The following is a 21,631-nucleotide window of genomic DNA, read 5'->3' as shown; positions in this document are numbered from 1 at the left end:
CTAGTTATTACATAGAATCTTTATTTGTATTATAACAGGAGTACTTTTTTAGTAAAAGGTTTCCGTTCTTACTCTTGGTAACTTTTTTACATTTTAAAAAGGGATTTGTCTTACCCAAAAAATTTTCTTATTTCAAGAGTGATCTCTGATCCAATTGATTATTAATATCGCAATTTCCTTTCAAGCTTCTAATGGACATTTTGGAACCTTACAAAACATTAGCTTGTAGGTATAGAGCAATCTATATTGAAAAAAAGAGAGAAATTCCCATCAATGGAGACTTTCGTTTCCCCCACTGATGGATAACTTCTCTTTCACTTACTGGCTTCTCCAGTTTTTCAGTCTGTTATAGTGCTGTACCTACATTTTTGTTGGATATTGAAGGGATTTATATTAAAACACTTTTCGCTGGTAAATCACTGTCGCCACTCCCCATGAGGCTAAATAGACAACAAGAATAAAAATGGTCGCTCCTGTATATAAAGTTGGAAGGGATAAATTGATAATAAAACCTGTTATGCTGGTTAAATGTTCCCCTAGAAAGGTAACGATTCTAGGGCCTATGGCTGATAATACAAGAAAACTGATAATAACCACTGTTGTAATATAGCCAGGCTTAAGCATATAGAACAATGGAAAGGTGAAAGCAGCAAACAGCAAGAAAAAACCACTCCCAACGACAATATCTGTAAGTGTAAATGGTTTATTAAAAAGAAACAAGGCTGCACTTGTTAGTAGAATAGATGCTAACATATACACAATTGCCCCAATATAGCGTGATGCAATGATTTCCTTTCGTGTATAAGGTAAGGAATTTAATAATATATTTGTCTCTGCTTTTTCATCATATGCATATGCATTAAACGGGATAAAAATACTAGCGACGAGAAAAATGTAAACAGAGTCTAAATTCATCACAATAAAAAATATGATAAAAGGGATAAATACTAAGAGTTGCCTTTTCTGAAGGATTGCATCACGTCTTATTAAATTAAACATATTGCATTCCTCCTTTTGTGTAGTACATAATATCTTCTAATGTCGCATGTTCGATCACAACACTCTCACCAAATACCTGTTCCACTTCTTTTCGATCATCTGTTAATGCCACAAACCCCGTTGGACCACGATTTAGATGAACAAAGCTTTTTTCTGTGTCTCTATCCAGTAAATCCAGCCCTCCCTTAACAACTGCATAGTTCTCTGTGATATCCAGTGTTGATTGATTAAAAATCAATTCTCCTCTTTGTATGAAGGCAATATAATCGGCAATACGATCTAAATCTGTAGTAATATGAGTGGAGAAAAACAGAGTACGATTGCCATCGACCATTAACTCTTGTAACAGATTCAACAGTTCTCTCCTAAAGATAGGATCCAAGCCTGCTGTAGGTTCGTCCATAATGATTAATTCGGCATGATGGGATAAAGCGATTGCTAAAGATGCCTTCATCTGCATTCCTTTTGAAAAAGTCTTAATAGCTTTTTTTAGTGGTAACTCAAATTTTTCTACATAATGATAAAATAATCTATCATCCCACTGCTTGTATGCAGGTCCCACAATGCGTTTTATATCGATTAAGTTCAGTCCTTCAAAAAATACATTGCCATCATATACAAAGCCAATCCGTTCCTTGATTGCCTTTTCATGTGTTTGATAATCTAATCCAAAGAGTTTCACTTGGCCAGCATCTGGCTTTAATAAATTCATCATCATCTTAATCGTAGTTGATTTCCCAGCTCCATTTTCGCCAATAAAACCCGTTATAAAGCCTTTTTTCACTTCTAAATTTATATTATTGACAGAAAAACCCTTGAATTTCTTCGTGGCATTCCTTAGCTCTACCACATTTTCCATTCTTCTCACTCCTCATACAAAATATTGAATAACTGCAGTAAATCCTCATACGGCAAGCCGATTTCTTTACTATTGGCGATAACAGCACTTAGCTGTTCTTCAATAACCTTCAATTTCTTCTCCCTGATTACATCTAAATTCTGCTCAGCCACAAACGACCCTTTACCAACAATCGAGTAAATAAAACCAGCTTTCTCCAATTCTTCATATGCTCGTTTTGTTGTAATCACACTTATCTGCAAGTCTTTAGCTAAGTTGCGTATGGAAGGCAGCGCTGTTCCTTCCTTTAGTTCCCCTGCTAAGATAGACGACTTAATTTGATTGGTAATTTGTTCATAAATCGGCTCCTTTGAACTGTTTGAAATAATTATTTGCATGCTTATCCCTCTTCTTTTATCTTTCACACTTAATATAATGTATATATACTATATACACATTATATACAAAGTTACTATATAGTGCAACCACCATTTACATTATTTATGTTATAAGATTATTTACTAAGGATTAGCGAATTTTTAAACATCTATTTTTAGGCTATTCCAAAAATGAATTTTCTTGTTATCTAAGTGAATAAAGGAAAAAAAGAGCTTATGCGATAATTAGATTATCAACATAAGCTCTTTGTAAAAAATTGCTCGCCGTATTTCCCGTTCATTTTTTAGTTTCCGGCAAATATTTTGTGCAATAAGCTGCCAGCAATAACAAAACTACATTAATGAGCCAAACAGCAAGTCCCATATACTTAAACCAAATGGCTAATAAGCAGTTTATACTTATAAGAAAAAGGAAATTGGTGTCAACATACTTTTAAATCCAGTTACACCTGCTTTTTTTCTTTGTTTAATCACGCTAATTACTGAAATAACAAGTATGATTACAGCTACTATTGATAAAACTATCTCCATCATACTCTCACTCCTGTCTTCCCATTGTTATCTATATATACGATTCAGAATGGAATTAGTTTCACTCAACAGGAGAAGAAAACTCTGTTAATACTAAGTGGATTCCCAGCAAATAAATAATATTTTAGACAAGACACATACTACAAACGGAGGTGAAATACATGAAAACTAAGGATAATTTTCTAGAAGGTGCCAAAATTACGGATGATGCTCATACATATGGGCCGCCAAATGGTGGAAGTGAAAAACATCATTCCCCTCAATCTGTTCCAAATAGAGAAGCAGCTAAAACCGGCAAAAAACAGAAATAGGATAAGGAAGTTTCAATTTTTAACAGAGAAATTATATCCAAATGACAGACCAAATAACACAGCTTGGTCTGTCATTTGCTGTTAAAGGAAGAGTTATTTCCTTTCCTGTTGTTTATTCCTTTTAAGAAAAGGCTATATATTAGTAACTAATAAATAACTTTTCATTGTCTTTACTGTTATGATAATAATTATTTGAGGAGGTGCAGGATGATTAATCACATAAAATATCAGTGGCGTGTGACAAAATACAATCCAGCGTTTCGGGATGAAAATGGCTACTTTACCTTAACGGAGGAATGGACTTCCCCTACCCAGATTGGAGAGATCATTAACGGTAAAAAATTCACTTTAGATGAATATCTTCAAGTCGAGAATGCTTATGTTGAGGCTGTTATGAAATTCTTGGAAGAAAGCGGGATTCATTCATTAAGAATTTTAAACCTAACAAAACAGGAAGTCTCAGAAAGAGATTTAACCGCTTCCTTATATGAAGCTGCATTCGATCAGTTAGTGCTACAAGAAGACATGCTTATAGAGAGGAATGAAATACGCCTTATTTGCAAAATGGTATTGCGAAATTTCCTAGAATGTCAGTTATATGCTAAAGATAAATTCTTTGTGCATTTTGGATGGGATTACTATATGTACATAGGTTCTTACGTTAATTGCCCATCTGCTATCGATTATGCGACAAGGAACGGACTTTATGTGGAAGCATTTCAATCACCATACTATTTTTCCGAGGAAGAAACGATCAGGCAAGTACAATGGTATGAAATCAACGATCCCTCCATGATAATTGTAGGAGAAGAACAACTTCCAGCTATTCCACTTGCTGAGTATCGAAGCATTTTTAATTTATCAAGCGAACATCCCATTGTTGGAACTTTTGATATCAACGAAGGACAATTGGATTTTTTCCAAAAACATTTGCAACACACCATGAACATAAACAAATATGCCTATAGTCTTTGGGCTGGCTATTAAGCCATAAGAAGAGGAATTCGACGTTTTCCTCTTTTTAATGCCCGTTTCTTTTCTTATAATTTATCTCCTTTTCAGTCACCGTTATTCTATTCTAAATCCATCGCCATTTTCAACTTGGAAAAACATCATCAAAAGTACATCCATATTAGCTTCCCTATTCATAACTTTCGTTGTTAAATACTTATTTTATAATTCCCTTTATCCCTTTTTTCCATTATAATTCTACTTACAAATATATACATAAGGAGAGTGGGAGAATGGGAAGCTATCAAAGTGAAACCGATAATTGGAATGCAAGTTTATATGATAATAAACATTCCTTTGTTTCAAAATTCGGAAATAATTTAGTCGAGCTATTAGCTCCAAAGCAAGGAGAGAAAATTCTTGACCTTGGCTGTGGGACAGGAGATTTAACAAATACCATCCACAAATATGGGGTAGAAATATTAGGTATTGATAAATCAGAAAATATGATAAACCAAGCTCTTAATAAATACCCTAGTCTAACTTTTATGGTTCGTGATGCTACAAGCTTGGATTATCTAAATGAGTTTGATGCTGTATTCTCTAATGCCACTCTCCATTGGGTACACCCTCCAATCCAAGCATTAAAAGGTATTTACCAATGTTTAAAACAAGGTGGAAGATTTGTTGCTGAATTTGGCGGAAAAGGCAATGTAGAAACAATAACAAATGAAGTGATACAGCAAATAAAGCAAGCAGGATTCCCGTTCAGCGCAGAGCATTTCCCTTGGTTTTACCCAAGTGTCGGGGAGTATTCAAATTTAATGGAAAAAGTCGGATTCCGGGTTACCTTTGCACAACACTTTGATCGATCAACTCCCTTAATTGGGGAAAATGGCTTAAGAAATTGGATTGACATGTTTGGAAGCCAACTGTTTCATAATATTCCAACAGAAGCTAAGAACGAAATCATTGCAAAGGTTGAAAGAAATGTAAAGGATACTTTATATATTGATGGAAAATGGATGGCTGACTATAAAAGGATTCGAATAATTGGCGTGAAAGAATAATAGAGTCTAGCGAGGAAACAGAAGGTTTTCCTCGCTCTCTTTGAATAGCTGGCTGGCAAAACTCTATTATGTGTAGAAATATTATTTTCACAACTATGCTTTTATATAAATAGCGTATTTTTTAGGATTGGTAAACCCAAATTTATTAGCTAAATATGCGGATGCACGATTATCAACATCACAATCCCATCGCGGATGAATATTGATAGAAAGACAATAATCTATAAATCGTTGCGAAACAAGACTTGCAACCCCTTTTCCTCTGTACGCTGGTTCTGTTATTATATCTATTTCTGCATAGTTATTAGATTTAAAAATAGAAACCGCTTCCCCAATTATCCGATTTTTATCTTTCACACAAAAACCAATTCCGTTTTGAAGAAAATTCTCTTTAGAATCCCAATACTCCTCATAATATTTTTCATTGAATTCTAAACTATTTTCAATTAAGCAAGAATTAATTCGATAGACATCATACGGACTAGCTATTGTTGTTCTATTAATATATGTTGGTAAATCAAAGGAATAAGCAATACGTTCGATTCTTCTTACTCGCTTATTTAGAAACTTCTCTATTGCCTGCTCCCATACGATTTCATTGGAAAATAACGTAAATCTATTACCCTTTAAAACTGTTTTCTCAAAAATATCAATTAAATGCTCCATAAATAGCTCGTTCGAAGGACTACCTGTCACAAAAAACAAGCCTGAAGCTGCTTGAAAAAGCAATGAATTATAATTCGTACAATCACTGTATACAGTACCCTCTATCATGAAATCTAATATACTATGGGCAAATGTTGGAGCTTCCCTAATCTCTTTTTTTATTATAGAATACTGATCTATTGGTACCTTAATCATATTACAACACCTTTTGCAAAATAATTATCTCTATGTCATCATAATGATGAATTCTTTAATCAATACCTGAAATCTATATCTTCCTTCCTATCATTTCTTTCATTTAAGAAAGAGGTTTTGCTAAATCCATCATATTATGAAACCCTAGCTGTTCATAAACAGATCGGCCAGATGAACTGGACCATAATCTTGCTCGTTTAGCCCCTTTTTGTTTTAGCCATAAACATATTTCCTCAACTAATTGAGAAGCTAACCCATTCTTACGATGGTTTTTCACCGTATATACAGCTATGATCCACCCAAAAAGACTTTGTTCTTCCGCAAGTGGAAAAGCATACTCTGTTCTAATTAACCCTCCAGCACAAGCAACAATTTTTTCATCACTATCTAAAGCAACTCGAAACATTAAATTTCCTAATTCAAATTCTTTCCGAAATAGATTTTTCACTTCTTCCAGCCGTTGAAGACTTGGTTTTGGAATTCTGTCGATTTCTCCCATTTCACAAGCCATTTTATACCAGCATTCTGCCACAATATTCAGTTCGTTGTAAGTTGCCCATCTAGTTTCATACATTTTTAAGTCTCCTAATTAGCAATTTATTAAAAAATTAATGATTATATAACGGTAATGACGAAAAACACCCAATCCCATTCCATTTGTCTTTGCTTAAAATTGCTTAGTATTAAAGCAAGCTTCACAAATTAATTTTCCTTCATTTTGGATAAAAGCCTTTATTTCGGTCATCCCTTTTCGCTCTGGATAGCGCATTTTGACAAAAACTACTTCATTTCTTTCAATATGTTTACCGCAATTAGAACATTGGGGTTTTACTTTAAACATAGTTCCCCTCCAAAACTACATATTTAATAACTATAGCTTAAAGTTCCTGACTTCTTTAAATTAAAGTTTTTTCTATGTATCAATTTTATAACTTTGTCTAGTACTTTGAATTAATTATGCCGAATATGACTTGATTTGAAACTGTCTACAGATGATAAACATCCGTGTTTTTGAAAGCAGTTCTATTTCATGTGAAAACATCTTATCTTCCGTTATTAAAATTTCGTCATAACCCCAATTATCAATCCCACTTCTTCCATTATCCACTATTTCTTTTGTATTAACGACAATATTTCGTGTAATATCATAATCAAAGTAAAATCTTCTCACTTTATCCCAAACCAATTCATATACAGTACCATCCCAGTGCTCTATAACCACTCTAATTGATGTTGGATCATCCATTGTTTCATCTATATCTCCTTCACAATGATTGATTAACTCCATTTTTTTAAACCTTCCATCATGGAATGAATTTGTCACAAGGAATTCGCCCGTATATGGATCAAAGACATGCTGGATAGATTTTAAATATTCACAATACCCGTCATTATCCCAATTATCATCTCGTAAAAATTTCATAAAAAACATCTCTCCTCTTTAATTTCCTCTTATTACACCCATTAACTTTTTAAGAAACAATTTTGGTCCTGCGAAAAATATTTTTTAAGAAAACTAACTTATACATTTTTTTACTTTTTATACAACCATGGAATCTCAGGTGGATTTCCTGCTTCTCCTAATAGATATACAAATACAAAATAAACACAGATTAGTAAACTGAAAAGGAAAACAAAGAGTGAAAGACCATTAACCTCTTTCTTTATTAGCCCCACTAATGCACAAATTAGACTTATAACTCCTAAAAGCAACTCAAATAATGCTACAGGATAAACGGAGTATTGATTCATTACATAAACTCGAATTGGATTAAAGATAGTTATTGTGAAAACAAAAATTAATTGAAAAATTAATCCTATGACAGAATACTTCAATTCTTTCCTTTCTCTCCTTCCTCTGAATTCTATTTATTAAATCAATTAAACTTTACAATAGTACAAAGATAATCTATGTATATAGTAAAACTATGTATAATAGTAAGCTATTTCAAATCATTTGTAAATAGCTTACCAAGCATCTTACTTCTTTCTAAACCCTTATTATTCACAGCCTGTTCAGGACATGAAACCATTAACTCCTACCATGCGTGGATTTATATTAAATGTCTTTTTCCATCAATACATTTGTGGTCTCATATCCTAGTTTTTCATATAATCCTCTGGCTACTTTATTATGACCAAAAACATGGAGACCTATTTTTTTCAATCCTAGTTTCTGACCAACATTCTCTATACTCTTTAAAGCTTCCTTAGCATAGCCTTGCCCTTGGTATTTTTCTAGTATATAAATATCATAGATAAATCCTAGCTTTTCAGACTTTTGTGCAAGCCATATAATGCCGACTGTCTCATCCCCCTTTCGAATGGTGTATAAAAAATTACTCTCTGTCTTCTCGCCTTGGGGCAAAAGTCTTGTATATTCCTCCTCTGCCTTCTTAAGTGCCTCTTCTTCTTTCCAATTTCCTGCTAAAACCTTTTCTTCCGCATACGTTTTAATTGCACTAGACAGATATCCTTGATATTCACCTGCATTCATTAAAGTTAAATTAATCACTGTTAATACTCCTCTTTTCGCTTAAATCTCTATTCTTACAGTTGATTCTAGCTTTCACTATTTTGTTTCCCAAAGCTTATATAGAATAGTGCGGTCTCTCATTAAATGCCAGACAGCTTTATTGAAAGAGGGCAGCATAAATGATTACCCCCACAATTATGATAAGAATGAGTATTCCAGTACCTTTCCATCCTAATCCGCCAACTAAGTCAGCAAGATTGCTGCCGTGCATACTACTAGATGGATGTTTCAATTCTTCTTGCCTCATTTTTTCTCTTCTTATTTCAGGAGCATCTTTTTCTTTTTTCATTTCAAGCCCTCCTATAAAATTAGCATATAAGCAATTAGATTATCCCATTAATAGATGGTAATGTATTTATTGCAAACAATAGATTTTCCCTTTATGAAACCCTCGCTATTTATTCCTTTCATACGTTTGCCGCCCACGAGGGTTTCTAAAACATTCTTCTATCGAATTTTCACGACTTACTTTCATCTAAATATTCATGAATAATCTCCATTACTTCTATTCTTCCATTTATCAAAAGCTCTGGAAGTTCATTTTTTGCATTCCCCTTCCAATACTCTCTCGCTTGTTCCATTTTTTTATGGAAAGGAACAGCCTCTAAATTAGGCAGAAGCTCTCCGTCTCCTTCAAAATAATTTCCAGACACATGAAGTTTCACAATTTGTAATACTTTGCGATTATAGGAATCAAAAAGTGCTTTCCATTTTAAGACATCCTCATAGCTTTTCGCAGCATACAGGCAAGACAATCTAGACGGATGATTAGGAAAATCCTGGAGTCTCACCATTTCAGCTATTACTTCTCTAATTGCTCTCATGGTGTGCCCTGCATACTGAACAACCACTTCGGCATTCTCTTTATCTAAGTGTAAACCTGTTTCCGTAAAATGATTATTAAGTATTTGCATAAAGTCTTCATTTTGATTGTTTAATTGTTCTTTTTCAAAAAAGTAATGGTGTAAAGTATTTTTTTGATGCTCATCAAAGTTAATGATCTGTCCAAGCTTCATTTTTTTATTTGTGACAATATGGTAGGCAGTAAATTCTTTTGTCATGGCTCTTTCTCCTAATAGTTAACTAAACTAATTTTCTTATTTCATGCGAAATACTTATGCATCTAGGTTAAAGTTTCACCTTTTTAAAATGTTCAACCGTAGGAAACGGATCATAAAAATGATGTAGCTGCTTTTTCCATTCCTGATATTCATTCGATTGTCTAAAGCCAACTGTATGGTCTTCTAATGTTTCCCATTGAACAAGCAGCAAATATTTTCCCTTTACTTCTAAGCACTGCTGTAATTCATGAGAAATATACCCATTCATAGAAGAAATAATTTTCGATGCCTCGCGAAATGATTCTTCATATTTTGCTTCCATTCCTTCCTTAACTTGTAACAGCACAGCTTCTAATATCATATAACGCTTCCTTCTTTCTTTATTTTCATTCATTGATTTGTCTTACAAATGATCCAATCAAAAGGACTTTAATAAGAGCGCACAGGAGAAATCAAATGCATATATGAATTGTTTCCAACTGGTTCCATTAATATCGGTCTCATGGAACCTCCAAAACTGATTTTTATCTCTTCTTCCTTTATTGCTTTTAATGCATCCATAAGGAAGCTTCCATCTAAAGAGATGCTTAAATCTGTTTCTCCAGCAAGCTTATTGATCGGTTGTATTTCTTCTATTTTTCCAATTTCCGAGGAATTAGAGGTGATTTTTAATTTCGAACCATCTTTTATTTCCATATGGATATTGTTATTCTTCCATTCACTTGCAAAAAGACAAGCTCGATTTACTCCTTTTAACAGCTGTTTTGTATTAACTGTAATCTTTGTCCTTGCGTTATTGGGGAATAATCCAGCGACATTAGGATAATTCCCTTCGATTAATCGAGAATAAAGAGTAGTTGAATTCGTTTTAAATACAATATAGCGATCTGTAGCAAATATTTTAATCATTCCCGTTGTTTTCTGCATTAACTTGGTCAGCTCATGGAGGCTTGTACTTGGCACGATGAATGCACCTCTTACACCAGATTCAATTGGAAGCTCTCTCCATGCTAGTCGATGAGAATTAGTAGCTACACATGTAAGTTTTGTTTCTTCGAATAACATATTAACGCCAGTCAAAACGGCTCTCGCTTCACTTTTTGATACAGCAAAAGCTGTCTGGTTGATCATCTCGATTAAATCGGTGCTTTCCATTCTAATATGCGTTGTTTCTTCCATACTTGGAAGCGTTGGATATTCTTCTGCATGAAAACCATTAAGTGTTGTCACGATTTCATCCGCTTTAAGCGTAGCTATTTGCTTTTCGTTTACTGTTAGATGAATTTTACCCGGCAATTTTCTCACAAGCTCACTTACATATTTTGCTGATAGTACAACACTGCCTACCTCCTTTACTTCTAGCACTTGTACTCCATCTATTTCCATCGGAATTACTTGTTCAATTATGATATCAGCATTACTTCCTATAACAATTAATGATTCTTTAGTAGCCATTATTTTGATACCTGAAAGAATAGGAAATGGCGTTTTCTGGGATACTGCTTTGCTCACATCTGTTATCGCTCTATTAAAGTACTCACTGTCAACAAGAAATTCCATTATATGCAACACTCCAAAATAAAATTATATGTATTAAATTCGACATTTTTTGCCAATTTCCTTGTCATTATTGTTTAATATATTTTTTTTCAAAAAATGCATAAAAAAACTACTAAACTGGCAGCAGAAAATGCTTAGCCTTTTAGTAGCTTTTTATAAATTTGTAAAAATATATTTTATTTTTTAGTTAAAACATCTAGTTGAAGTGGATAGGTGCTATATGCAACCATTTTATTTTTGTACTTTTTCACTATATCTACATGGTCTTGATAACTATTCAAAAATAAGTTTATGTTCTTATTCCCTTTTTTTGTATGAATAACAAGAGAATACTCCGCATTTTTAGCGTTAAGATATGTTTCTTCACTTCCTGGATATAAACTATACTTTTCTCTAACAATCGCTTCGTTGAATATCTTAATAATTGCTTCTTTATTCTCTCCATCGATTTTCATTTCATTGTAGATTATTTCTGTTTCCATATTATTAAGTTTTAAATGCAATCTATATTTATCCAACAGCCAATCCACTACTCCTGTTGGCAAACACGTCATTAAAATTTTTATTATACAAAAGAACACTAATGCTATAATAGTAATCCAGGTCATTTCCATTCACTCCATTACTCATTCAATTAATATTTCTACGTTATTAATAGTACTAAATTTCCTCTCTAAATAGACCATCCAATTCCCATATAAGTTGACCATCCACTTTTTTCTCATGGGATAAAAATAAGATGCAAGTTTTATCCTTGCATCTTTCCCCCATTATTCTCTACTGGATTTAAGCGCTGCAGCAAATCTCCTTATCCCCTCATCAATATTGCTTTCTGTCTCTTTCGCATACGTAAAACGAACATAGTTAGCGTTTGACCCCATTGTAGATCCAGGCGCATAAATAACACCATTTTTTAACGACTCTTCTAATAAGCGATTTTCATTGACTGCGTTTTTTATTTTACACCACAGGTGAATCCCACCATTAGGTGTTAGAAATTCCACTTCTTCTTTTAAGTAAGTATCCAAGCTTTCGATGATTTGATTTCTTCTGTTTTCAAGTTGTTTAACTAAATTATCTAAATGGACTGCAAAGGAAGGTGATTCTAAGAAGTCGTTTGCTACCCATTGGGAATAACTAGAATGGCCAAAATCAATCTGCTGCTTAGCGTCGGATAACCTTTCTATCACTGGCTTAGGTCCAATAATCCAGCCAATTCGCAGACCAGAGGCGACAATTTTGGAGAGAGAGCTAATATATAATACATTGCCATTTTGATCCATCGATTTTAGCGGAAGCAATGGCTTTCCGCTAAAAGAAGTTAAACTATATGGATCATCCTCTACCACGGGAATACCATATTGAGAAGAAATTTCTAAAATCTCTCTTCTTCTTTTTTGACCGAGAGATACGCCAGTTGGATTTTGAAAAGCTGGGTTTAGAAATATCATCTTAATTCGGTGTTTTCTGTGTAATAAGATTAAATCCTCAGGTTTTATACCATTTTCATCTGCAGTCAAATAATAAGGTTTAACTCCGGCTGATTCAAATAGCGGAAGACTATAATGGTAAGATGGGTTCTCCATTGCTACCGCATCGCCAGGTTTCAGCAAGCATTGAATAACCAAATGTAAAGCCTGCTGGGCTCCAGATGTAATCAATATAGAAGAAGGCGTTGTTTGTAAACCACGATATTTCTCCATATGATTGGTAATGGTCTTTCTTAGAACTTCACTTCCTTGTGGATGATCGTACCCCAATGATCCTATGTAAGCTCGATCAGAAGTAATTTTTCGCAATGAATTTAAAGGGAAAAGATCTTCAGAAAGTTCCCCACTAGCTAAATTAATTAAATCATGTTCTGCCATTTCTTTTCGTATCCGCTGCATGACAGGTACATTAGGAAGAAAAGATCCCGCTTCTATATATCGGTTCCAGCTAGGAACACGTTTCTTGGTTATTCCCCATATATCTTTACTTATCATTGTTCCGCTGCCGCGTTTTCTTTCAATTAATCCATTCGACTCTAACTCATCATATGCAGCAACTACCGTACTTCTATTTAATTCTAGCAGTTTTGCTAGCTTTCTTTCCGATGGCAGCGGTTTATCTAAGGGAAAGGATCCATCTGCGATACCATTTTCAATGTAGTCTGCCAGCTGCTTATATATTGCTTTTTTTACTTGTCGATCAGGTTTCCACTCCATTGTATCCACACTTCTTTTCCTAATTTTGTCTCCATATAAGACAGCTATCTCGTTTTTATGTTGTTTCATTATAGCTTAATTTCTCCTCATTAAACAACACTGAGCTCTTTCGATACAACATACCTTTTTTATCTTAAGTTCATTACTCCAACCATATTTACTTATAAATTTGAGATTATTTTATAGACTTGGATAGTTTGTCAGCTAATCTTAATCTAGTTCCGCTAATACAATTGTCAGCAACCTTTTCGTAACTTTGTTATTTTTCAGGAAGGGATTTACCATGTTACAATATAATTAGTGAGCCATATAAACAAGGAGGACTCTCGTATGAAAAATAATATATGCCCAAAATGCAATAGTGAAGAAATAAAAAAAGGAGTAATGGCAGCAACTGTTGGTCAAGTTCATATGTATCCCGAAAAAAAACTTAGGAAGAATTCCTCTACAATATCAGCAAAGTATTGTGGTCACTGCGGTTATATTGTAGCCTTATATGTGGACAATCCTGAAAATTTAGGATGATTCATTTACTTAAACTAGACTAGCATACTCTACCTGTAGTTCTTGCGTCAATCAATAGTATGACAAAAAACAAACAAGCTAAAAATGTGGAGCTTGTTTCTTATGGTTGATATTTTGAATGGAGTTTAGGAACACTCTTAAAGTTTTTCACGTTGATTTCAATGTCATCAATATCTAGCGTCGGAAACTCCTCTTCTTCAGATGATTTCCATATATCCCAATGATATCGATAAAGGTAGTTCTCAAATTGATAAATATCTGCACCAATCTCTTTGCTTTTTTCATAAGAAGTGTATATTTCTTCGACAAGTTGTTTCTTTAACTGCTTTTTCATTTTATTAGCATTTGTTCTTTCATTCGAACTCAGAACAGTTGCATCTATTCTTATTTTAAGCCCAAAAGAATATTTCTTTTTATCTTTATTTACTACTTGTCTTAATTTCGGTTTAATCAATTCTATCTCCATTTCGTTATCATCATTATTGAGATTTAACTTAGTACGTTCGGTTTCATTGTTTACCCGGATATATCCAGATAAGTCATCGGTGTTTAAAAAGCCTTTCCATTCTTTCTCTTTAAATAGATGCGCTCCATTAATGGATGGAACAACATAATCTTTCTGGTCTTCTTTTATAATTTCCTTATTAACCTCTAGTGATGGCAAAAGAATGGTATTAATTTTTTCGTTAAATCGATACATGAATTTTTGTAAAGTTAAAGGAGGAACCGTAGAGCTTTGATGCTGCATGGCGTCTGGATAACTTATTTGCGACTCATTAAATGGATAATAAAAAGGAATCTTTGCCGTGAATATATCCTCAATAGCCTGGTTTGTTCCATAAACCTTCCCGGTCAATCTAATATTATAGCTAGAATCAAGGGCATTTAATGTTGGTTTTAATTTGCTTTTCAACAGAGATTTTCCGAATACAATAACTTTCACTTGGTCGAAATTCAAAGGTAATTGAATTCCTTTATTTATTTGGTCGATAGCATCTTCAATCGACTTGGCAGTCCCATTTCCTAACCACACCTTACTAGGTTGATCCCCTTTTCCCTGTTCTGATTTGGCAACATTTAAAAAATCCAAAAACTGAACGGTTACGATATATTGGTTATCTTTATAGTCAATCCCTAAACCAACCGCATATGCTTGATATTGAACTTCCTTAATATTTGTACACCCTGCAAGGAAGAAAAGAGAAACGAAAGCAATAACTATTTTTTTCATTTAGTCACCTTTTCTTTTTTCATCTTTAATGGACAAACCAGCATTTCTTTTCTTTAGAAGATTATTAGGTATCCGGAGAAACGTAAACAAAATATCTTTTCCATAAGGCGTCGTTATATTGGAGAACATTGGAACACCAAAGGATTCTAACCTTGCTATATACAAGATGATGAAAATAAAACTTAAGAAAAAACCGTAAATGCCCAAAAAATAACTTATTAATAAGACAAAAACACGAAAATAAAATAAATTTCCTGCCAAAGAGCGATTTACTAATGTAAAGCTTGTTAGCGCGGTTATTCCTATTATTACAAGCATAGATGGAGAAGTGATTCCCCCTCTTATCGCAGCATCACCGATGATTAAGCCACCAAGGACAGAAACTGTTTGTCCGATCCCTTTTGGCAATCGAGAGCCGGCTTCAAAAAACAATTCAAACATTACAACCATAAGAAGCGATTCAATTAAAGGGGAAAAAGGCAATCCTAATCTAGATACAGAGATTGTTGCTAGGATTGGTAATGGCAATTGTCCTACATGATGGGTAATAATTGCTGTATAAAAACCGGGAAGCAAAATGGTTGTAAAAATTCCAATAATCCTTAGGGTTCTCTGCAGGGAAGTATAATAAAAACTTGAATTTTCATCCTCTGCCGATTTAAATAAAAGGGATAAATCAACAGGCGCAATTAATGCTGTGGGTGAACCATCCACCACAATGGCAAATCTACCTTGATTTAGGGCCTGGACAATAAAATCCGCTCTTCCAGAATAGTGGATAGTTGGGATTAAAGAAAACTTCCGCGGTTCCAGATATTCCGTTAAAATATTAGAACTAGTTAAAACATCGATATCTACCTGAGAAAGGCGATCCTTAATATCAGCGAGAATTTCATTATTCACAATATCATTCATATAAAGAAGTCCTACTTTTGTATTTGTTCTTTTTCCAATTGTATATTCCTTTATAATGAGAGAAGAGGTACGTAGTCTTTTACGAATTAAGCCTATATTTGTATTTATATCTTCTACAAAGCCATCTTTTGGGCCGATCGCTGATACCTCTACGACAGATTCATCAGGTTGTCGACTGGGAAACTTCTTTATATCATAAAGATAAAGTTTTTCTCCTGGGGGAATAACTAGTAGCTTTCCGGAAAAAACTTCTTCTTGAATTTTTTCTCGATTAAATTCCTTTTTATTAAAGCTTTCCATCTGAACATATTGATAGATATTCGACTCTTCCGCCCCTAATACTGGAAAATGTATGGTTTTAATCATGCTTGTATCTGTTAGTGGCACACAGTAGACCATGATAATCTGTAATTCTCCCTTATCCTCTTTCACCATAATATCAGAGGATTCATTAAATAATTGTTTTAACGCTTCTGACGTAAAAAGAGGATAATCCACAAACTCAACTCCTAGTCACTTTTTTTCTTTTCCCTATAAATAGAGTTAAAGATACTATCTGGATGATCAATAATACTAAGGATACTGGTCTAAAATAAAGGAAAACAACCTCGGAAAATATACTTTGATCCACTGGAATAAGCAGTGCAATAAATAAAAAAATATAAAGAAAAGTTAACAGCTTGCTATTCTTTTCATCCTTTGTAAATATAAAGCTTGTTAGTAAAACAAATAAACTGATCCGAACCACGCCACCCGATAACCATTGATAAATCGCAAAAAAATCGGTGTGTGAAATATATTTTCCAATAGCTATTAACCGCCATTGCTCATATGCTGGATAGCGATATTGGGAAGCAAGCTCTGGTCCAAATTCGACAATCGCCCCTATTGTCGGTCCAATCATTAAACCAATAATCAAAACATTTAACACAAAGAGCTGCTTTTTTGTGATTGATTTTTTTACTATGGATGAAAGAAAAAGAATGACAAAAAGCTCTATTATTGGTAATAGCGTATATATGAGCCCTTTTGAAACAGGCATAAATCCGTTTTCTAGTACGGGCAATAATAATTCATAGTTTTTATTCTCCGTATTTGCAAAAGAAATAAAAAAACCTAAGAAAATCACTATCGGACATAAAATAGTGCTCAATATCCCCATAGAAAATAGCCCTAAATTGCTGCACAGCAAACATAAAAACAGTAAAGTGCCTCCAAGCAAAAAAATATTATAGTCTTTCATATAAGTTAATTGTGACCAGAAAACAATATCTTTCGCTGTTATAAAAGCACTAATATACATATATAAACCTAATGGTAATAAGAAATAATAGTATTGTATGGTGCTGGTATACCGTTTTACTATTTTAATAAAAGAATCTGTATGTACGATTCCATTAATTCTGTGAAGTAATAATACCCACAGCGGCACAACAATCAGCGCTATAACCACACTAATCCACGCATCTCTTTTGACTATTGTTAAAACACCTGGAATTATTTCCACATGGGCAAATAGGCCAACTGATAGAAGAACTAGATATACAATGGATATATATCGTAATGTATTTTGCATAATCATTCCTTTTTCTATTTAGTATGTATTTATTATGTGGAATATAATATTTTTTATTACTACTCGAACCAATATGGTCAATTCCCTGCCGATGTCCTTAAATTCTCAAAAAAAAGTCCATTCCTTGAAGTTAAACTTCTCTTAAGGAATGAACTCTTTAACTAGTTCTTATTTTTTTCTTATAAAAATTATTACAATTGCAGCTAATGATAAAACAATAGCGATAATCGATAATATCGTATTTACATTTGTACCTTCATTTGCATGCTCGGCATCTTTGTCTTTCTGTTGATCATCTGCTGCATCATCCGTTTTTGTGCTGTGTCCATGACTATCAACCGTTTCATTAGATTGAGCAATATTTGTGATAGAATGAGGCAGCTCAGCATCACTGTCTCCAGTCCATTCCACAATGCTGCCATCTGCATAGTACTGGAATGCATCCCATGCTATATCGCCAGGCTCTTTTGGATTCTGTGCTCTAAAAGTAAAATCGCGATATTGACCAGCCTTAATAGCAGTCTCTTCTGATTCTGCTTCCCAAGTTACAGTTGCCACTTTATCATTATCATCTTTTGTTGTAGTCGTTTTCCAGCCATCGACAGGTTCATACATTTTATACTCCACATTTTCGGGAATTTTAATCGTTACCTTTGTTGTATCCACATCTTTTTCAACTGGAATTCTTACAGTATACGTTTCCCACGCCTCTGTAGTAGATTGGGATGGATTCACGGTAACATGAGCGCTAACTGGTAATGCTATAAAGAAGACAGCTGCTAATGCTACTAATCCAGATATAAATTTCTTTTTATGTATCATTTCAAATCTCCTTTCCTTATTTCTGCAGTTTTGCAAAAAGAGAGGTTAACACTACTTTGAATGTGTTAACCTCTTTCATCATATCAAATAGGGGTACTTCGTTCAAAGAAAAAACAGCTTAGATTATGTCTATTCTGTGAACATTTTATGACAAATGTACTTTAACTGAGCTATTCCTCATTTTAGCCAAGATGATTCATCTTTAATCAAGGGATTTTCTTTCTATTACATTGCCTCTGGTGCAGCAATTCCAAGTAATCTTAAGCCTTCTTTTAAAACAACTGTTACAGCATATACGAGAGAAAGTCTCGCTGTTTTCCCACTATTTTCCTCTAAAATTTGAATATGCGCATAATACTTATTAAATGTTTTCGCTAAATCGATAACGTACTTTGCCACTTCAGAAGGATCATAATGCTCATTCGCTTTTTCCAGGGTCGTCGGAAAATCCATTAATAGCTTGACGATCGGAAAACTTACCTCATCCCACTGTAAGTTGTCTAAGTTAGCTGGTGGGACGAAATTTCCTTTCCGCAATAAAGAACAGGCTCTTGCATGTGTATATTGGATATATGGTCCTGTTTCTCCTTCAAACTTCAACATGTCTTCTAGAGAAAACTCAATATCGGTTAGGCGATAATGCTTTAAGTCATGAAAGATAATTGCTCCTGTTCCTACTTGATTTGCCACTTCTTCTTTATTTTCAAGAGAAGGGTTTTTTTCTTCGATATTTTTCTCCGCTAATTGAATAGCTGCTTGAAGCACTTCTTCCAATAAAACAACTTTCCCTTTTCTCGTTGACATCTTCTTGCCGTCTTTCAGCATCATACCAAATGGAATATGAGCCATTCCTTTTGCCCAATCATAGCCCATTTTCTCTAATACTTGAAATAACTGCTTAAAATGGAGAGTTTGTTCATTTCCAACTACGTATAAACTTTTCACAAAATGGTAGTTTTCTTGACGATAGATCGCTGCAGCTAGATCCCGTGTAGCATAAAGTGTCGCACCGTCGCTTTTTTTAATTAAACACGGTGGGAAGTCTTCAAGCTCTACTACTTGCGCCCCTTCTGATTCTATTAAAAGCTGCTTCTCCTTTAATAACTCGACAACTCTTTCCATCTTGTCGTTAAAAAAAGCTTCGCCATCATTGGAATCAAATGTAATTCCTAATAGTTTGTAGATTTTATTAAACTCTTCTAACGATTCTTTTCGAAACCATTTCCAAAGATTTATGGCTTCTTCATTTCCCTGTTCTAGATAGTTAAACCACTTTCTCCCTTCCTCATTTAGCGAGGGATCTTCTTCTGCTTTTTCATGAAACTTCACGTACAACTTTAATAATTCTTTAATAGGATTCTTCCGCACTTCCTCTTCATTTCCCCATCTTTTATAGGCGACGATTAATTTACCAAATTGCGTTCCCCAATCACCAAGATGATTTATGCGAATCGGTGTGTAACCATTTTTCTCAGCAATAAGGCCAAGAGCATTTCCGATAACGGTAGAACGCAAATGCCCCATTGAAAATGGCTTTGCAATATTAGGTGAAGACAAATCAATTGTCATTACACCCTTATTCTTAGGTAAATCTCCATAATGCTCCTTTTGTTCGAGAACTTCCTTGATTACTTTAGAGGCAATTAATTGCTGATTTAAGAAAATATTAATATAAGCTCCTACTACTTCAACATGATCAATCAGCGGAGATTCTATCTTATGAGAAAGTTCTTCCGCAATTAACGCAGGTGCCTTTCGCAACTTTTTGGCAAGTGTAAAACAGGGAAAAGCAAGATCTCCTAAATGAGCATATTTCGGTTTTTCCAATAACTGTTCAATCGCTTCTGGTGATAATTCTACATGTAATTTTGATGCTAATACGTTTGCTAGTTCTGATTTGATGTTCATCTATATTCTCCTTTTCTATATTAGATATTTTAATAAAATAAAAAAACTCCCACCCCTTCATACGAAGAGGCGAGAGTATATAATTCCCGCGGTACCACTCTAATTGTTATTTTCATAACCACTTAAATCAGTTAACGGCCTGTTACCGATCATGCCTACTCCCTTTTCAGCATGATATCTCCAAAGTGCGTTTCACTGCTTGCTCCACATTAGGCTTCCACCGTCCCTAATTCGCTATTGCTTTACAACCAGCTACTCTCTTTTTCTACGATTTCCTATATTTTTTTCTTATTATACACATACTTTTCGGAAGAATCCAATACTTTTTTATTTTTATAAAAGAAAGGCAAGCGCCAATCATTTCCGTCTACATATAGTATTGGAGGAGGTGAAACAATAATGAATTTTCAAAATCGAGCTTTTGGTGGACATATTGGTGCTGTTGGTCCAATTGGAGCCGGTGGTTTTGCAGGAGTGGGACATGGTGCAGTGGGTGTCGGGGCTATTCCTCTTGGTGCAGTTACTCCAACTGCTGGCTTTACTGCAGGTAATCCTCTAATTATTACGCCATTCCACCATGTACCAACGACTCAACAACAACATTGGAATTATGGCCAAACTTACCCTTCATACACACAACCATATGGCTATAATCCTGCTTATTCTACTTACGGATATTATCCCTTTTATTGACAACTGAAAAAAGGCAACAACTAGATTCCATCCATTTAGAGATATTCTGGTTGCTGCCATTTCATCTATTGCTATTATTCTGGCTATGCATATTTGTTTATTTTTTCGCTAATTTATGAAGATGACTGATAATCTACCATGGGAAAGAATTTTATAGAGAAGCTCCTACAGAGAAAATGAATATGCTAGGACAAACCATTAATAATGGCGGTGCATCAGCAAATACAGATGCTTGCGGCAATAATAATAGTTTTACAATAGAGAACGAGAACTGCATGGAGACAAGAGGATATGCACTGTCGGAGAACAATGGCGAAACATCCAGGTTTTGTAGGCTGAACTCCTGGGATTTTGAACACTACTTTTCCCTTGTCCCTCTGAATAATGGCTTTCATCTCCTTTTTGAACTCCACTTTTCCCTCGGTTCCTCTGAATAGTGGCGTTCATCTCCTTTTTGAACTCTACTTTTCCTTCGGTTACCTTGAATAATAGCTTTCATTCCCTTTATGAACACTACTTTTCCCTTGTCCCTCTGAATAGTGGCGTTCATCTCCTTTTTGAACACTACTTTTCCTTCGGTTCCTCTGATTATTGGCTTTCATCTTCTTTTTGAACTCCACTTTTCCTTCGGTTACCCT

Annotated in this window: 27 protein-coding genes and 1 other annotated feature; of the genes, 5 read left to right on the top strand and 22 right to left on the bottom strand. The window is 34.3% G+C overall.

Annotated features, from left to right (window positions below; all coding sequences use genetic code 11):
* Positions 1-393: 393 nt before the first annotated feature.
* The 4 genes from C2I06_RS04910 to C2I06_RS25745 form a co-directional block, all read right to left on the bottom strand.
* Entirely contained in the window at positions 394-999 is a 606-nt protein-coding gene (locus tag C2I06_RS04910) for an ABC-2 transporter permease (protein ID WP_123257576.1), read from the bottom strand.
* Positions 992-1,858 carry an ABC transporter ATP-binding protein gene (locus tag C2I06_RS04905; protein ID WP_095328393.1) on the bottom strand — a complete coding sequence of 289 codons (867 nt, stop codon included), beginning with the start codon at positions 1,856-1,858 and terminating at the stop codon, positions 992-994. The genes C2I06_RS04910 and C2I06_RS04905 overlap by 8 nt, the downstream gene beginning before the upstream one ends.
* 5 nt (positions 1,859-1,863) lie before the next feature.
* Complete coding sequence (locus tag C2I06_RS04900; RefSeq protein WP_047940229.1) at positions 1,864-2,235, bottom strand: GntR family transcriptional regulator; 372 nt, start codon at positions 2,233-2,235, stop codon at positions 1,864-1,866.
* Between the two features lie 399 nt (positions 2,236-2,634).
* A complete protein-coding gene (locus tag C2I06_RS25745) occupies positions 2,635-2,769 on the bottom strand; it encodes a hypothetical protein (protein ID WP_275068588.1) in 135 nt (44 codons plus the stop codon).
* Positions 2,770-2,927: 158 nt separating this feature from the next.
* Between C2I06_RS25745 and C2I06_RS24870 the strand changes: the two genes are divergently transcribed.
* From C2I06_RS24870 to C2I06_RS04890, 3 genes are all read left to right on the top strand, one after another.
* Positions 2,928-3,077, top strand: coding sequence for a hypothetical protein (locus tag C2I06_RS24870; protein WP_163185526.1), 150 nt, complete (start codon positions 2,928-2,930; stop codon positions 3,075-3,077).
* 207 nt (positions 3,078-3,284) lie between these two features.
* A complete protein-coding gene (locus C2I06_RS04895; protein ID WP_123257575.1) occupies positions 3,285-4,064 on the top strand; it encodes a DUF7683 domain-containing protein in 780 nt (259 codons plus the stop codon).
* A gap of 257 nt (positions 4,065-4,321) precedes the next feature.
* The gene (locus tag C2I06_RS04890; protein ID WP_123257574.1) at positions 4,322-5,098 is read left to right on the top strand and encodes a class I SAM-dependent methyltransferase; all 777 of its coding nucleotides are present in this window, start codon (positions 4,322-4,324) and stop codon (positions 5,096-5,098) included.
* A 93-nt stretch (positions 5,099-5,191) separates the two neighbouring features.
* Here C2I06_RS04890 and C2I06_RS04885 read toward each other — a convergent pair whose 3' ends face one another.
* The 12 genes from C2I06_RS04885 to pdxR form a co-directional block, all read right to left on the bottom strand.
* Positions 5,192-5,959 carry a GNAT family N-acetyltransferase gene (locus C2I06_RS04885; protein ID WP_123257573.1) on the bottom strand — a complete coding sequence of 256 codons (768 nt, stop codon included), beginning with the start codon at positions 5,957-5,959 and terminating at the stop codon, positions 5,192-5,194.
* A gap of 103 nt (positions 5,960-6,062) precedes the next feature.
* The gene (locus tag C2I06_RS04880; RefSeq protein WP_123257572.1) at positions 6,063-6,533 is read right to left on the bottom strand and encodes a GNAT family N-acetyltransferase; all 471 of its coding nucleotides are present in this window, start codon (positions 6,531-6,533) and stop codon (positions 6,063-6,065) included.
* 93 nt (positions 6,534-6,626) lie between these two features.
* The gene (locus tag C2I06_RS04875) at positions 6,627-6,800 is read right to left on the bottom strand and encodes a Fe3+ hydroxamate ABC transporter substrate-binding protein (RefSeq protein WP_123257571.1); all 174 of its coding nucleotides are present in this window, start codon (positions 6,798-6,800) and stop codon (positions 6,627-6,629) included.
* A 114-nt stretch (positions 6,801-6,914) separates the two neighbouring features.
* On the bottom strand, positions 6,915-7,382 hold the full coding sequence (locus C2I06_RS04870) for a hypothetical protein (RefSeq protein WP_095328387.1): 468 nt from the start codon (positions 7,380-7,382) through the stop codon (positions 6,915-6,917).
* A 110-nt stretch (positions 7,383-7,492) separates the two neighbouring features.
* Positions 7,493-7,795 carry a hypothetical protein gene (locus tag C2I06_RS04865; protein WP_095328386.1) on the bottom strand — a complete coding sequence of 101 codons (303 nt, stop codon included), beginning with the start codon at positions 7,793-7,795 and terminating at the stop codon, positions 7,493-7,495.
* A 223-nt stretch (positions 7,796-8,018) separates the two neighbouring features.
* Positions 8,019-8,474, bottom strand: coding sequence for a GNAT family N-acetyltransferase (locus tag C2I06_RS04860; RefSeq protein WP_420915960.1), 456 nt, complete (start codon positions 8,472-8,474; stop codon positions 8,019-8,021).
* A gap of 118 nt (positions 8,475-8,592) precedes the next feature.
* Complete coding sequence (locus tag C2I06_RS04855) at positions 8,593-8,784, bottom strand: DUF6366 family protein (RefSeq protein WP_095328385.1); 192 nt, start codon at positions 8,782-8,784, stop codon at positions 8,593-8,595.
* A 169-nt stretch (positions 8,785-8,953) separates the two neighbouring features.
* The gene (locus tag C2I06_RS04850) at positions 8,954-9,556 is read right to left on the bottom strand and encodes a DUF2441 domain-containing protein (RefSeq protein ID WP_123257570.1); all 603 of its coding nucleotides are present in this window, start codon (positions 9,554-9,556) and stop codon (positions 8,954-8,956) included.
* A 67-nt stretch (positions 9,557-9,623) separates the two neighbouring features.
* A complete protein-coding gene (locus tag C2I06_RS04845; protein ID WP_095328384.1) occupies positions 9,624-9,917 on the bottom strand; it encodes an antibiotic biosynthesis monooxygenase family protein in 294 nt (97 codons plus the stop codon).
* Between the two features lie 68 nt (positions 9,918-9,985).
* Positions 9,986-11,116, bottom strand: coding sequence for a DNA polymerase III subunit beta (gene dnaN / locus C2I06_RS04840; protein WP_123257569.1), 1,131 nt, complete (start codon positions 11,114-11,116; stop codon positions 9,986-9,988).
* 176 nt (positions 11,117-11,292) lie between these two features.
* A complete protein-coding gene (locus tag C2I06_RS04835) occupies positions 11,293-11,724 on the bottom strand; it encodes a YfmQ family protein (protein WP_095328382.1) in 432 nt (143 codons plus the stop codon).
* 162 nt (positions 11,725-11,886) lie between these two features.
* Positions 11,887-13,323 carry a MocR-like pyridoxine biosynthesis transcription factor PdxR gene (pdxR, locus tag C2I06_RS04830; RefSeq protein ID WP_123259115.1) on the bottom strand — a complete coding sequence of 479 codons (1,437 nt, stop codon included), beginning with the start codon at positions 13,321-13,323 and terminating at the stop codon, positions 11,887-11,889.
* A 330-nt stretch (positions 13,324-13,653) separates the two neighbouring features.
* On the opposite strand from pdxR, the gene C2I06_RS04825 reads away from it, so the two are divergent.
* Positions 13,654-13,848 (top strand): acetyltransferase, encoded by a 195-nt coding sequence (locus C2I06_RS04825; protein ID WP_123257568.1) that lies wholly within the window; start codon positions 13,654-13,656, stop codon positions 13,846-13,848.
* 100 nt (positions 13,849-13,948) lie between these two features.
* Here the strand turns inward: C2I06_RS04825 and C2I06_RS04820 are convergent, their stop codons facing one another.
* The 5 genes from C2I06_RS04820 to argS all read right to left on the bottom strand — a co-directional run bounded on the left by C2I06_RS04820 (position 13,949) and on the right by argS (position 20,300).
* On the bottom strand, positions 13,949-15,079 hold the full coding sequence (locus C2I06_RS04820) for a Ger(x)C family spore germination protein (protein ID WP_123257567.1): 1,131 nt from the start codon (positions 15,077-15,079) through the stop codon (positions 13,949-13,951).
* On the bottom strand, positions 15,080-16,492 hold the full coding sequence (locus C2I06_RS04815; protein ID WP_249928281.1) for a spore germination protein: 1,413 nt from the start codon (positions 16,490-16,492) through the stop codon (positions 15,080-15,082).
* Positions 16,493-16,496: 4 nt separating this feature from the next.
* On the bottom strand, positions 16,497-17,570 hold the full coding sequence (locus tag C2I06_RS04810) for a GerAB/ArcD/ProY family transporter (protein WP_164463624.1): 1,074 nt from the start codon (positions 17,568-17,570) through the stop codon (positions 16,497-16,499).
* Positions 17,571-17,738: 168 nt separating this feature from the next.
* Entirely contained in the window at positions 17,739-18,392 is a 654-nt protein-coding gene (locus C2I06_RS04805) for a YcnI family copper-binding membrane protein (protein ID WP_095328376.1), read from the bottom strand.
* A gap of 225 nt (positions 18,393-18,617) precedes the next feature.
* Positions 18,618-20,300, bottom strand: a complete 1,683-nt coding sequence (argS, locus tag C2I06_RS04800; protein WP_123257565.1) for an arginine--tRNA ligase — start codon at positions 20,298-20,300, stop codon at positions 18,618-18,620.
* A gap of 62 nt (positions 20,301-20,362) precedes the next feature.
* Positions 20,363-20,577: a binding site (T-box leader), on the bottom strand.
* Between the two features lie 122 nt (positions 20,578-20,699).
* Between argS and C2I06_RS04795 the strand changes: the two genes are divergently transcribed.
* Complete coding sequence (locus C2I06_RS04795; protein ID WP_095328374.1) at positions 20,700-20,993, top strand: hypothetical protein; 294 nt, start codon at positions 20,700-20,702, stop codon at positions 20,991-20,993.
* 151 nt (positions 20,994-21,144) lie between these two features.
* Here C2I06_RS04795 and C2I06_RS24865 read toward each other — a convergent pair whose 3' ends face one another.
* The gene (locus tag C2I06_RS24865; RefSeq protein ID WP_163185588.1) at positions 21,145-21,303 is read right to left on the bottom strand and encodes a hypothetical protein; all 159 of its coding nucleotides are present in this window, start codon (positions 21,301-21,303) and stop codon (positions 21,145-21,147) included.
* Positions 21,304-21,631 lie beyond the last annotated feature (328 nt).

It is taken from the genome of Niallia circulans (assembly GCF_003726095.1).
Taxonomy (GTDB): domain Bacteria; phylum Bacillota; class Bacilli; order Bacillales; family Cytobacillaceae; genus Niallia; species Niallia circulans_A.
This window is presented reverse-complemented; position numbering and strand designations above follow the sequence as displayed.